Genomic DNA, 13,144 nt, shown 5'->3' with positions numbered 1-13,144 from the left:
CCGCGGCGCCGGCCGAGACCACCAGCACATCCGCCCCATTGCCGAGGTCGGTGATCCTGTCGGTGCCGGCACCGATGACGAACAGATCGCTACCAAGACCACCCGTTAGGGTATCATTGCCCGCGCCGCCATTCAGTGTATCGGCGAGAATGCCGCCACTAAGCGTGTCATTCCCCGCAGTAGCGATCACCGTGGCCATGTGGGGCGCCTCTTTTGCTACCGTCGCCTACTTTGCTTGGAAACCCCCAACAACGCTGCTTCGCGTGGATTTTTGTCGCACAGATGGCCGGTGGTGGCGCCGCGGTGCGACCGCGACGCACGGCAGGTCTACTGAGGACAGATCGAGGAGCCACAGCGCCCCGCTGTCAGCCGCACGGCCGCGATGCGCGCTCACCGCGGCAACTGAGCCAGACGAGGCGCCGCATGCCGCAGGCGAGGTCGACCAGCCCGACCGTCACCCGCGCTCGGAACAGGTCGATCATGCGCAGGACGACACTCATCAGTCCCTTCTGATGCGCAAGCACGTGCTGCACCGTCGCGCGTATCGCCGACCTGGCAGCATTCGCCCGCCGCGTTCGCCCCGACATCGGCCGCCCCTTCGGCTTCTTGCGGTCAAGGCGCGACACCAGGCCCCGCGCGCCCAACATCTCATCGTTCGTCGCCGAGTGGCACGCGTTGTCCGCCCAGACACCGCCATCGGTGTTGCTGGCGTCGAGCACCTCCTCCAGCCGCGCGCCGTCATGGGCCGCGGCATGCGTGCCGGTCCAGACACCGATCAGTCCATGTCGCCGGTCGATCGAGACGTGGTTCCTGTAGCCAAGGGCCTCCAGCGCGAGATCGATCTGCGCCCCATCCTCGCGGGGCTTGGCCTGGGAGAACATCACCGACCAGCGCACATCGCGGTCCTTGTGGCGCAGCCAAGCGGGTTTGTCCGCCAAGCCTTCGGGAACCTGGCCCTTATGTCCGCCCACTCCACCTCGCTATTGCGCTGCTTCGGCGCGGCGATCATGGCCGCATCCCCGCTCAGCAGGGGATCCGTGAATCAGCCCGCGCCGCGTAAGCAGAGGGCTTTTGGAGGCGTCCAGCTTTCACACCAGTTCAGCGACCGCCTGTATCCGGTCGCATCTCCTCCGCCAGCATCTCCCACCGCAGCCACGCCCTCGACATCCGATCCCTCGGATCGTATGCGGAACGCATGTTCTCCCGCCGGCTCCGCGTCGCATTCCTCCTGATGGGCTCGCTGGCGGTCGCGCTGGGCGGCATGGCCTGGTGGGTCGCGGGCGAAGCCGAGCATCGCATCCTCCGCGGGCGCCTTTCCGCCGATCTGCAGGCGGGGCTGCTCGAACTCTCGGCGGAGAAGCTCCGCCTCCAGACCTGGTCGCTCGAAACGCTCATGGGCGCGCGGCCCGATCCGGGGGTCGGTGAGGGCCTGCTGGCATCCATGACGGATCGCATCGCGACACTGCGCGCGACCAGCGACATGGCGGAACGGCTGGACCGGACGCGCGGCAAGGATCTGTCGCAGCATGCACCCCGGCAGGCCGCCCTTGCCGCGCTGCAAGCCGCGATCCAGTCGCTCCGGGCCGAGGTCGGACGACTGCCCGGCCAGCCACCGCCCCCTGATCCCGTCGCGGCCTGGGCGCGGCTCGACGCCCTGTTCGCCGCGGCCGATGCCGGCGACCTGAGGCAGATCCTCCGCGTCGGCATCCGGGCCGAAGCGGCCTCCGTCGCGCAGGAACGCCAAGCCGCGGACGCGTCGCTGCTGCGGGTGCGCCAGGTGGTCACGGCCGGCACCGCCACGCTGGTCGGCCTCGCCATCCTCCTCGCCGTGCTGTTCACCGTGGCGTTGCGGCGGCCGGTGGAGCGGCTCAGCGCCGGCGCGGCCGCCCTGGCGCGCGGCGATCTCGGCCACCGGATCGATGGCATGGGCCGGGACGAATTCGGCGAACTGGCGGCCTGCATGAACCAGATGGCATCGGACCTGGCGCGCAGCCAGGCGGCGGAACGCGCGCTGCGGGAGGGGCTGGAGCACGAAGTCGCGGCCCGCACCCGCGACCTGAGGCGCGCGCTTGACGAGGTGGCGCAGGCCGAGCCGCAGCGCCGCCAATTGCTGGCCGATATCGGCCATGAATTGCGGACACCCGCCACCGTGATCCGGGGCGAGGCGGAGGTGGCGCTGCGGGCGCGCGCGATGGACGCCGAGGGATACCGGGACGTTCTGGCGCGCATCCGCGCGACGGCGCTCGACCTCGGCGTGTTGATCGAGGACGTCCTCGTTCTCGCCAGCGCGGAGGCTGCCGCGCTGGCGGTCGACCTGGCGGAGGTTCCGGCCGCGGCGCAGATGCTGGCAGCGGTCCAGGCCGGGCGGGTCATGGCGGGGGAACGCGGCGTTGTCATGCACCATTCGCCTGCCGCCGGCACCGCCATCCTGATGGCCGATGCCGGCCGGCTGCGGCAGGTGGTTGGCATCCTGGTGGACAACGCCGTGCGCTATTCCCACCCCGGTGGCGAGGTGGTGGTGAGCGAGACGATCGACGCCGTGCGGGGGGAGTGGCTGCTCGAGGTCCTGGACCGCGGCATCGGGATCGCGCCGGAGGAGGTGCCGAGGCTTTTCGCCCGCGGCTATCGATCCGCCGCGGCGCGCGACCACCGCGCCGATGGCACCGGGCTCGGCCTGGCGATCGCTCGCGCCCTGACCGAACGCATGCGCGGCGATGTCATCCTGTCCGTCCGCGACGGCGGCGGCACCGTGGCGCGGCTGCGCCTTCCCCTGGTCCGGCACGAGGCAGCGGCATGAATGTCCTGATCGTCGAGGATGACGCGCGTGTCGCCGGCTTCCTGGAACGCGGCCTTCGCGCCGAAGGCTATCGCATCCGCCTGGCGCGTACAGGGCCGGATGGGCTGGAGGCCGCGCGGGAGTTGGCGCGGGAGGGTGCCGCCACGGGCGAACCCGCCATGATGATCCTCGACATGAACCTGCCAGGCCTGTCGGGGATGGAGGTGCTAGCGACGCTGCGGGCGGAGCGCAACGACCTGCCCATCCTGGTGCTGACGGCCAATGACGGCACGGCGGCGCGCGTCGCCGGGCTGCGCGGCGGGGCGGATGACTACCTCGCCAAGCCCTTCGCCTTCGAGGAGTTGCTGGCACGGATCGAGGCCCTCGGCCGGCGGGGGCGGGAGACGAGGCCGGCGAGGCCGGACTGCCTGCGCGTGGGTGACCTGGAACTGGACCGCGGGCGCTGCGTCGCGCGCCGGGCCGGCGTGGAGATCCGGCTGACGGCACGGGAACTCGCGGTGCTCGACCTGCTGATCTCCGCGCCCGGCCGCGTGTTCAGCCGCGAACGCATCCTGGCCGCCGCCTGGGGCGCCAGCACCGATCCGCTGACCAACGTCGTCGATGTCTATATCCGGCGGTTGCGCGCCAAGGTCGACGACCCCTTCCCGACGCCGATGATCGAGACGGTGCGCGGCCTCGGCTACCGGCTGGATGCGTCGCCACCCAAGGGCTGAGGCGAAAAGCGGGCGCCGACGCCGTGGCACCCGCCCGCCGCATCCTCAGCGCGTGTACGGCAGCGAGGAATGGTGCAGGACAATCCGCACCACGCCGGCATCGTCGCGATGGAAGCCCCAGCTCTTGTCCACCGTCGTCACGCGACCCTGCGTATCGATCAGGCGGACATTGCCCTGCGTCATCGCCATGCGACCGACGATGAAGATGGCGGCGTTCGCCACCTCGACCCGGGCCCAGTTGTTGAAGGCGAAGCCGCTGTCATTCGGGAAGGCGGGGTTGCCGCCGGCGAAGTAGGCCAGCGCCCCTTCGCGCGTGACGCGGAAGGTCTGCGCCCCCTGGGTCAGCGTGGGCTTGAACAGCACCGGGCCGGCGGCGTAGCCATAGGCACCATCCAGGACCTGGGCCGCGACCGCGCGGCCACGCTCCGGCCCGCCTTCACGATGTGCTGTCGCGATGCTCACCAGGCCCTCGCCCCAGGCGCGCTGGGCGGCGACGACCTCCTCCAACGTGATGTTGTCGTTGCGGAGCGACGTCTGCGCCGCGGCATCGAAGCCGACCGTGGACAGGCCGAGGGCAAGGCCGAAGCCGAAGGTAACGCGGCGGGCGATACGGGACATGCTGACATCTCCATCTTCCGGGCGCTGGCACTGCGCCCCTGACCGGAAGATGGCCTACCGTGATGGCAGCCGGCTGTCGGGGGCATGAACGCGGCACGCGCGGCAGATGAACGCAGGATGAACGCCGCGGCCGGAAGCGGCGACCGCCCCCGCCCCCCGCAACCCCTCCTCCGGGGTGCGCCTCAAGACGGGCGGGATGCCGCGATCCCGCCTGCGATCTCCGCCCAGCGGGCGCGGGTGCGCGCGACGTTGCGGGCCTTCACAGGGCCGAAGCCCTTGATGCCCGAAGCGGCCTCCGCCCAGTCGCAGATCGCGGCATGGCTGGCGGGGGAGAGGTGCGGCAGGAAGGCCAGGATCGTGTCCCGGTATTCGGCGACCAGGGCGCGTTCCATCCGGCGTTCCTCCGTGTGACCGAAGGGGTCGAGCGGCGTGAAGCGCAGCCGCTTGCCATGCCGCAGCAGCCCCATCGCGCGCAGCATCCAGGGCCCGAAGGCGCGCTTCGCCGGCAGGCCGGTATTCGGGTCCTGCTTCGAGATCGCCGGCGGGGAGAGGTGCATCTCGATCCGCTGCGTGCCGGTGAACTGCGTGGCGAGCTGCGCCTGCCATTCCGGCAGGCTGTGCAGCCGCGCGACCTCATACTCATCCTTGAAGGCCATCAGGCGATAGAGCTGGGTGGCGACGGCGCGGGACAGCCGCTCCTCATCCGGCAGCGCGGCCTGTTCCGCCCCGCGAACTGTCGCGACGACATCGGCATAGCGCCGGGCGTAGCCCGCATCCTGGTAGTCCGTCAGGTCGGCGATGCGGCGGGCGACCAGCGCCTCCAGCGCCTCCGGCCCGCGCGGCGCGGCGTCCCGGCCTTCCAGGGCAGCCTGGCGGCCGAGTGCGAAGGCGGCCAGGTTGCGTTCGACCTGCGCGCCATTCAGCCGGATGGCCTGTTCGATGGCGGGCGCGGAAACGGGCACCAGGCCGCGCTGGAACGCCATGCCAAGCAGCCAGATGTTCAGGTAGATCGCATCGCCGAAGGCTTCCGTCACCTCGCTCGCGGCATTCACGGCATGCAGTTCGCGCGTCACCGCAGCAAGGCTCGCCATCATCCCCGCATCATCGTAGCGGGTGCTGGTGTCCCGCACGAATTGCGCGGTGGGGGCAAGGTCCGCATTCACCAGCGCGACCGTGCGATCGGCGCCGAGCAGCGGCCGCGCATTGCGCCCATGCGCCACCACCATGTCGGAGGCGATCAGCAGATCCGCCTGGCCCGCCCCGATGCGCGGGGCCGGGATGGTGCTTTCATCCGTGCCGGGCTGGCCGATGCGCAGCTGCACATAGACGCCGCCGCCCTTCTGCGCGAAGCCCAGCGTATCCACGCTGCGGCTCGGCCGCCCATCCATATGCGCGGCCATGGCCAGGATCGCCCCCAGCGCCGTGACGCCCTGCCCGCCAACACCGGCCACCATCACATTCCAGGCGCGCCCATCGACGGGTAGCGGCAGCACGGGGTCCGGCAGCGCGCCGTCGGGCCGCGCGGGCGATGCCGGCCGCGCCGGTTCCGCGCCCAGCAGCGTGACGAAAGACGGGCAGAAAGCCTGCACGCAGGACAGGTCCTGGTTGCAGCCGGATTGCTCGATCTTGCGCTTGCGGCCCCAGGGCGTCTCCAGCGGCTCCACCGCGATGCAGTTGGAGACGCGGGAACATTCCCCGCAATCCTCGCAGACCCGCGGGTTGATCACCGCGCGGCGTTCCGCGACGGCCGCCGTGCCGCGCTTGCGCTTGCGGCGGCGTTCGGTGGCGCATTCCTGATCGTAGATGAGGGCGCTGACGCCCTTCACAGCCCGCAATTCCCGCTGCACGGCATCCAGCGCGCTGCGATGGTGATAGGTGATGCCGGACGGCATCTCCGGATGGTCCTTGTGGCGATCGGGGTCGTCGGCGACGACGGCGATGCGCTGCACGCCCTCCGCCCGCACCAGCGCCGCGATGCGCGGCACGCCGGGCGCGCCCTCCACGGCCTGGCCGCCGGTCATGGCGACGGCGGAATTGACCAGCACCTTGTAGGTGATGTTCGCCTTCGCCGCGACGGCGGCGCGGAGCGCCAGGCTGCCGGAATGGGTGAAGGTGCCGTCGCCGATATTGGCGAAGACATGCGCCTCCTCCGTGAAGGGGGCGATGCCGAGCCAGGTGACGCCCTCCCCGCCCATATGGGTGAAGGGCTGGCTGTTGCGCTCCGGCATCTTGGTGGTCAGCCAGTGGCAGCCGATGCCCGCCATGGCGCGGGAGCCCTCGGGCAGGCGGGTGGAGGTATTGTGCGGGCAGCCCGGGCAGAAGGTGGGTTCCCGCACCACCAGCGGCTCCGCCGCCGCACGCGCCAGCGCATCCAGTTCCGCGATGCGCGCCGCCAGCGCTTCGGTGCGGAGCCCGTCCGGCAGGCGGGCAGCCAGGGCGCGCAGGATCTGCGCGGTGTCGAGTTCCGACAGGTCGGACAGCAGCGGCGCGCCGCGCTCATCCTGCTTGCCGACGATGCGCGGGCGGCGATCCAGGCCGTAGAAGGCGTTCTTCAGCTGCGGCTCCAGGAAGGCGCGGCGGTCCTCCACCACCAGCACCTCCTCCAGCCCCTCGGCGAAGGCGCGCGCACCCTCCGCATCCAGCGGCCAGGCGAGGCCGACCTTCCAGATGCGCAGCCCGCCGCGCCGCGCGATGTCGGGCGTGATTCCGGCATCGGCCAGGGCCTGGCGCAGCGCGGCGAAGGCCTTGCCGCGGACGACGATCCCGAAGCGCGCGGCAGGTGGGTCGATCACCAGACGGTCGAAGCCATTGGCCCGCGCGAAGGCGACGGCCGCCGGCAGCTTGAACCGGCGCAGCCGGCTTTCCTGGTCCAGCGCCGAGGGATCGGGGATGCGCAGATGCAGCCCGCCCGGCGGCATCTCCACCCCGTTCGGCGCATGGGTCACATAGGCACCGGGATCGACCCGCAGCGTGGCGGAGGCGTCCATCGTCTCCGCGATGCACTTCATCCCGGCCCAGGTGCCGGCGAAGCGCGACAGCGCGATGCCCTTCACGCCGAATTCCAGCACCTCCGCGACCTCGGCGGGGTCGAGCAGCGGAATCTCGAGGTCCTGGAAGGTGATCTCGCAGCCCGAGGTCACCGTGGAGGATTTCGCCGAGGGGTCGTCGCCCGACAGCGCCAGGACACCGCCCTTGGGCGAGGTGCCGGCGGAATTGGCGTGGCGCAGCGCGTCCCCGCTGCGGTCGAGCCCAGGGCCCTTGCCGTACCAGATGCCGAAGACGCCTTCATGCCTCGCGCCGGCAGAAAGCGGGACCTGCTGCGTGCCCCAGACCGCGGTCGCCGCCAGATCCTCGTTCAGCCCGGGATTGAAGACGATGTCCGCCGCGGCCAGCCGCGCGGCCTGCTTCTCCAGCTCCTTGTCGTAGCCGCCGATGGGCGAGCCGCGGTAGCCGCTGATGTAGCCCGCGGTGTTCCACCCGAGGGCCCGATCGAGCTCCCGCCGCAGCAGGGGCAGGCGAACCAGAGCCTGGATGCCGGTGAGGACCACAGGCTCCCCGGCCAGGTCCCACTTGTCATCGAGGCTCGCTTCGGGGCGCTTCAGGCTGCCCATGCGACGTCTCCCGTATCTTGACCCTGACCATAGGGAGGATGCCCTGGCCGCACCAGGGAGTCCTGCCGTAGTCTGTTGTGCAGCGCCGAAAGAACGGGAGGATCTGCCGCATGGACCTCATCGACAGGAAGATCCTTCGGGCCCTGGCCCGGCGGGGCAGGTTGACCAACGCCGAACTGGCCGAGGAGGTGGGGCTCTCGCCCTCGCCCTGCTGGACGCGGGTGAAGCGGCTGGAACAGGCGGGCGTGATCCGCGGCTATGCCGCGCTGCTGGACCAGGCGGCGCTTGGCCTGCCGGACACGGTGTTCATCGAGGTGATGATGGAGCGCCATGACGAGGAAAGCCTGCGCCGCTTTGAGGCGGCGGTTAACGCCATCCCCGAAGTGCTGGAATGCCACCTGATCACGGGCGAATACGACTACATGATCAAGGTCGCCGTCAGCGGCACGCAGGGCTACGAGACGCTGCTGCGGGAACGGCTGTATCGCCTGGCCGGCATCCGGCACACCCGCACCAGCTTCGCCCTGAAATGCCTGAAGCAGGAGATGGCGCCGGTGCCGGGTTGAGCTTGCCGGGGTGACGAAGGCGGCGCCCCCGGTTGGCGGCGCCGCCCCGGACATCAATCCATCGTCGCGCCGGTCTCTCGCACCAGGCGGCCCCACTTGTCGGACTCGGCGCGGGCGAAGGCCGCGAACTCCTCGGGCGTGCCGCCACGCACGATGGCGCCCTGCGCCGCGAGATTGTCCCGCATCTCCGGCACGCGCAGGATCTGGTCGACCTCCGCGGCGAAGCGGCGCACGCGGTCGGCGGGGGTCGCGGCGGGCATGCAGAGGCTCATCCAGGTGGAGGAGATCAGGTCTGGCACGCCCTGCTCCACCGTTGTGGGCACGCCGGGCAGCATCGCGAGGCGTTCCGGATGCGCGACCGCAATCGCCTTCAACCGGTTGTCGCGGACGAAGGGCGCGGCCGAGAAGGCGGCATCCCACATCGCCATGGTCTGGCCACCGACGAGCGAGGTGAGCGCCGGCGCCGACCCGCCGAAGGGCACATGCGTCGGGTTGCCGCCCTGGCCCATAGAGCGGGTCATCGCGATGGTCAGGTGGGAGGGCGTGCCGATGCCGGCGGAGGCATGCGTCAGCCCATCGCCGAGTCGCCGCGACAGCGCCAGGAATTCCTGCAGCGTGTTGGCCGGCACCGAAGGATGCACGACCAGCACCAGCGGGATGATGCTGATCAGGGAGGCGAAGGCGAAGTCCCGCATCGGGTCGTAGGGCAGGCGCCGGTACAGATGCGGGTTGATGGCGATGGGGCCGGAAGGCGTGGCGAAGACGGTATGGCCATCGGGCGGGGCCTGGAGGAAGGCCTGGGCGGCGACGATGCCATTGGCGCCGGGACGGTTCTCCACCACCACGGGCTGCGACCAGCGTTCGGACAGGCGCTGCGCCACCAGGCGGGCCTGCGCATCCGCCGAACCGCCCGCGGCGACGGGCACCACGAACCGCAGCGCGCGGGCCGGATAGGCTTCGGCCTGGGCGAGCGCCGGGCGCGGCAGGAGGGGCGCGGCGAGCATCGCCAGCGCGGCGTGGCGGCGAGTGATGGGCATTTCCTGAAGATCCTCCGTAACGGCAATGCGTGAACGGGCTCCGGGCTGGTCCGGCGTCCGCCATTGCGCGGCTGTATGCAGGAAGAGGTGACGTCTCGTCCATACATTACGATTCAGCCCGACAGCCGGCCGTGTAACGGGGATGGCGACGCCACGGACACCCTGACGGGCGCTCGTCCAGGGCGGTTTTCGATCCGGGTTGCCGACAAAAAGGACAGTCTGTATACAGCCCCGACACGCCGCCGGGACGCAAGCATCATGCCTACCGACCAGACCTTTCCCCTCAACGCCTGGTACGCCGCCGCCTGGGACCACGAGGTCAAGCGCGACCTCCTCCCGCGCACCATCTGCGGCCGCAAACTCGTCCTGTACCGCACCACGGAGGGCCAGGCCGTCGCCCTCCTCGACGCCTGCTGGCATCGGCTCCTGCCCCTCTCCATGGGCCGGCTGCGCGGCGACGAGGTCCAGTGCGGCTATCACGGCCTGCGCTTCGACGCCCGCGGCCGCTGCACCCACATGCCATCCCAGGAAACCATCAACCCCGCCGCCCGGATCCGCAGCTTCCCGGTGGTGGAGCGGCACCGCTTCGTGTGGATCTGGCCCGGCGACCCCGCCTTGGCCGACCCGGCGCTGATCCCCGACCTCCGCTGGAACAACGACCCAGCCTGGGCCGGCGATGGCAGCCTCATCCACGCGCAGTGCGACTACCGCCTGATCGTGGACAATTTGATGGACCTGACGCACGAGACCTTCATCCACGCCGACAGCATCGGCGACGACCACGTCGCCGAAGCGCCCTTCGACGTCACCCATGGCGAACGCACCACAACCGTCACGCGCTGGATGATCGACATTGAGCCGCCACCCTTCTGGCGCGCCCAGTTCGGGCGGCCCGGCCGAGTCGACCGGTGGCAGATCATCCGCTTCGAAGCCCCCTGCACCGTCGCCATCGATGTCGGCGTCGCCGCCACAGGCACCGGCGCGCCCCAGGGCGATCGCAGCCAGGGCGTCAGCATGGTGGTGATCAACACCATCACCCCCGCCACCGACCGGACCTGCCATTATTTCTGGGCGAATGCGCGTGACTACCGGCTGCACGAGCAGTTGGTCACCACGCAGATCAAGCAGGGCGTGACGCGCATCTTCGCGCAGGACGAGGCGATCGTGGAGGCGCAGCAGCGCGCCATGGACGAACACCCAGACCACGTCTTCTACAACCTCAACATCGACGCAGGGTCGATGTGGGCGCGCCGCATCATCCAGGCGATGATCGCCGCAGAACGCCCACCCCAGGTGATGGCGGCCGAATAGGATGTCACAGACCCTGTCCGTGCAGCTCCGCCTGCGCGACCTGATCGTCAGCGGTGAGATGCCGCCCGGCGAGCGCCTGTCCGAACCCTCGGTCGCGGAACGCCTGGGCGCGTCCCGCACCCCGGTCCGCGCGGCGCTGGCGCGGCTGGCGGAGGAAGGCCTGGTGGAGCCGATCCCGTCCGGCGGCTTCGCCGTCCGCTCCTTCGCGGAGGAGGAGATCCAGGACGCCATCGAATTGCGCGGCACGCTGGAAGGCCACGCTGCGCGGCTCGCCGCCGAACGCGGCGCGCCCGCGGCGGCGCTGGCCGAGATGAAGCGGCTGATCGCACGTATGGACGAAGCCACCAGCCCCCCAATCCGGGAGGGCAACTTCACGGACTACGTCGCCCTCAACGCACATTTCCACGAATTGCTGGTGGAGACCGCCGGCAGCGCGGTGGTGGCGCGGCAGATCGGGCGGGTGGTCGCGCTGCCCTTCGCATCCCCCTCCGGCTTCGTCCTCGCCCAGGCCGCGCTGCCCGAGGCGCACCGCGTTCTCACCGCCGCGCAGGAACATCACCGGGGCGTGGTCGAGGCGATCGAGCACCGGGAGGGCGCGCGCGCCGAAGCCCTGATGCGCGAACATGCCCGCCTGGCGCGACGAAACCTCGATTTCGTCATGCGAAACCAGGAATCGCTGCGCCTCGTGCCCGGCGGCGCGCTGATCCGGCGACGCAGCTGGGCCTGAGGGTGGAAGAACGCCATGCAACGCGATGACGATTGGATCCCGGCGACGCTGCGCGCGACCCGGATGCTGACCCCCGGGATCCGCGAATTCACGCTGGCGCCGGATGCCGGAGCAGCCGCCTACGCCCCCGGCGCGCATCTGCGCATCCAACTCCAGGTGAATGGCCGCCCGGCCATACGGCATTACTCGCTGGTCGGCGCCAGGCCGCAAGACAGCGCCTGGCGCATCGCCGTTCAGCGCGAGGATGCCGGCCGCGGCGGGTCGCGCGCGATGTGGGCGCTGGAGCCCGGAGACCGGCTGACGATCTCCCGCCCCCGCAGTCACTTCGACCTGGCCCCCGGCGCGCCGGAAATCCTGTTGCTGGCAGGAGGCATCGGGATCACGCCGCTGATCGGCATGGCGGAGGCCCTGCTGCGGCAGCGTGCGCGCTTCCGGCTGCTGTATGCAGGCCGCTCACGCGGCAGCATGGCCTATCTGCCCGAACTCGGCGCCTTGCTGGGCGATGCCCTTGTGGTCCGGGCCGAGGATGAGGCGGGACGTCCGGACCTCCGGCAGGCCTTCGCCGAGTTGGCGCCTGGCGCGGAGGCTTATGTCTGCGGCCCGATCGGGCTGCTGGAGGCGGCGCGGCGCGCCTGGTCTGCCGCGGGGCGTCCATCTGCCGGACTGGTGTTCGAGACCTTCGGCTCCTCCGGCCATGCCGACCCGCGCGCCTTCACGGTGCGCATCCCGCGGCTCGGCCGGGACATCGACGTCCCCGCCGATGGCAGCATGCTGGAGGCGCTGGAGGCTGCCGGGATCGGCGTCCTGTCGGACTGCCGGCGGGGCGAATGCGGCCTATGCGCCGTGGACGTCCTGGCGGTGGAGGGCCGGATCGACCACCGGGACGTCTTCTTCTCCGACCGCCAGCACGGTGAGAACCGCCGGCTGTGCGCCTGCGTCTCCCGCGTGGTCGGGAACAGCATCACGATCGATCCGCCCTGGCGAGGCGATGCACCGCTGGCGCCCGGCCGCGGGCCAGCAGTCGCCTCTCCAGCGTGAGCGCGAGGCGGGGTGGCAATCACCGTCCGGTATTGCGTGCGCTGCGCGGAGCGTGAAAAAGCTCCCCAGCAAAGACCGCTACGCGCTGCGCATTCCAATCGAACCATCCCTGCTCGCAGGCGAGTCGGTCCTGGTCCTTGAAGCGGGACGCCACGATCATCAACGGCGTCCGGCGGTCGCGCCCCGGATAGTGGTTTAGGAGCGACGGGGCCTGGGGGGCGGAGCGAAGCTCCTGGACGAGCGTAGCGGAGCGCCCCGGGCGGCGGCCGCGGTGATCCTTGGTAGGGTTGGGTTGTCGAGACCTCATACCGGCGCCCTGAAGGAATGCCTCAAGGGTGATGCCGTTATTGGCTTCAGCTGTGATTCGCTGATCCTGCAAAATCGGGAGGGGTCGTGTCCCATCGCGTGGTGTAGGAGCGCGATGATTCTCGGCGGGTTGGGCTGCCGGGTCAGGCTGGCACGGCCGAGAGCCTGACGGTGGCATTATCGCTGACGGTGCTGATGGCTTCCAGGGTCATGTAGCGGGCGCGCTGGGTTGCCGATTCGTCGGACTGCTCGAGGAGGATGGCGCCGACCAGGCGGACGACGGCGGCTTCGTTGGGGAATATGCCGACGACGTCGGTGCGGCGCTTGATCTCGCCGTTGAGGCGCTCGATCGGGTTGGTCGAATGCAGCTTCGTGCGGTGCGCGGCGGGGAAGTGCATGTAGGCGAGCACGTCCTCCTCG

The 13,144-nt window shown here is 70.5% G+C and carries 12 protein-coding genes; 6 read left to right on the top strand and 6 right to left on the bottom strand.

Annotated features, from left to right (window positions below; all coding sequences use genetic code 11):
- Positions 1-199 (bottom strand): calcium-binding protein (locus BM041_RS29480; RefSeq protein WP_408735421.1); only part of this gene is annotated, 199 nt, incomplete at its 3' end.
- Positions 200-365: 166 nt separating this feature from the next.
- Entirely contained in the window at positions 366-938 is a 573-nt protein-coding gene (locus tag BM041_RS29475) for a hypothetical protein (protein WP_092963633.1), read from the bottom strand.
- Positions 939-1,195: 257 nt separating this feature from the next.
- Here BM041_RS29475 and BM041_RS29470 point away from each other — a divergent pair, with 257 nt between their 5' ends.
- Together BM041_RS29470 and BM041_RS29465 are read left to right on the top strand one after the other, a co-directional pair.
- Complete coding sequence (locus tag BM041_RS29470; protein WP_092963631.1) at positions 1,196-2,797, top strand: sensor histidine kinase; 1,602 nt, start codon at positions 1,196-1,198, stop codon at positions 2,795-2,797.
- The gene (locus BM041_RS29465; protein ID WP_092963629.1) at positions 2,794-3,510 is read left to right on the top strand and encodes a response regulator transcription factor; all 717 of its coding nucleotides are present in this window, start codon (positions 2,794-2,796) and stop codon (positions 3,508-3,510) included. The genes BM041_RS29470 and BM041_RS29465 overlap by 4 nt, the downstream gene beginning before the upstream one ends.
- A 45-nt stretch (positions 3,511-3,555) precedes the next feature.
- Here BM041_RS29465 and BM041_RS29460 read toward each other — a convergent pair whose 3' ends face one another.
- Entirely contained in the window at positions 3,556-4,128 is a 573-nt protein-coding gene (locus BM041_RS29460; protein WP_217648896.1) for a hypothetical protein, read from the bottom strand.
- Positions 4,129-4,310: 182 nt separating this feature from the next.
- On the bottom strand, positions 4,311-7,739 hold the full coding sequence (locus tag BM041_RS29455) for an indolepyruvate ferredoxin oxidoreductase family protein (RefSeq protein WP_092963627.1): 3,429 nt from the start codon (positions 7,737-7,739) through the stop codon (positions 4,311-4,313).
- 110 nt (positions 7,740-7,849) lie between these two features.
- Between BM041_RS29455 and BM041_RS29450 the strand changes: the two genes are divergently transcribed.
- Entirely contained in the window at positions 7,850-8,305 is a 456-nt protein-coding gene (locus tag BM041_RS29450; protein WP_092963625.1) for an Lrp/AsnC family transcriptional regulator, read from the top strand.
- A 53-nt stretch (positions 8,306-8,358) separates the two neighbouring features.
- Here BM041_RS29450 and BM041_RS29445 read toward each other — a convergent pair whose 3' ends face one another.
- Complete coding sequence (locus BM041_RS29445) at positions 8,359-9,342, bottom strand: Bug family tripartite tricarboxylate transporter substrate binding protein (RefSeq protein ID WP_092963623.1); 984 nt, start codon at positions 9,340-9,342, stop codon at positions 8,359-8,361.
- A gap of 258 nt (positions 9,343-9,600) precedes the next feature.
- Here BM041_RS29445 and BM041_RS29440 point away from each other — a divergent pair, with 258 nt between their 5' ends.
- The 3 genes from BM041_RS29440 to BM041_RS29430 are packed head-to-tail and all read left to right on the top strand — an operon-like array spanning position 9,601 to position 12,418.
- Positions 9,601-10,653: an aromatic ring-hydroxylating dioxygenase subunit alpha gene (locus BM041_RS29440; protein WP_092963621.1), complete on the top strand. Its 1,053-nt coding sequence runs from the start codon at positions 9,601-9,603 to the stop codon at positions 10,651-10,653.
- A gap of 1 nt (position 10,654) precedes the next feature.
- On the top strand, positions 10,655-11,380 hold the full coding sequence (locus BM041_RS29435) for a GntR family transcriptional regulator (protein WP_092963619.1): 726 nt from the start codon (positions 10,655-10,657) through the stop codon (positions 11,378-11,380).
- Positions 11,381-11,395: 15 nt separating this feature from the next.
- Entirely contained in the window at positions 11,396-12,418 is a 1,023-nt protein-coding gene (locus tag BM041_RS29430; protein WP_092963617.1) for a PDR/VanB family oxidoreductase, read from the top strand.
- Positions 12,419-12,867: 449 nt separating this feature from the next.
- Here BM041_RS29430 and BM041_RS29425 read toward each other — a convergent pair.
- Positions 12,868-13,144 (bottom strand): transposase (locus tag BM041_RS29425; protein WP_175533890.1); only part of this gene is annotated, 277 nt, incomplete at its 5' end.

The organism is Falsiroseomonas stagni DSM 19981 (assembly GCF_900114315.1).
In the GTDB taxonomy this organism is placed as follows: Bacteria; Pseudomonadota; Alphaproteobacteria; order Acetobacterales; family Acetobacteraceae; genus Falsiroseomonas; species Falsiroseomonas stagni.
The sequence above is the reverse complement of the archived record's forward strand: the minus strand, read 5'-3'. Positions and strand labels throughout refer to the sequence as shown.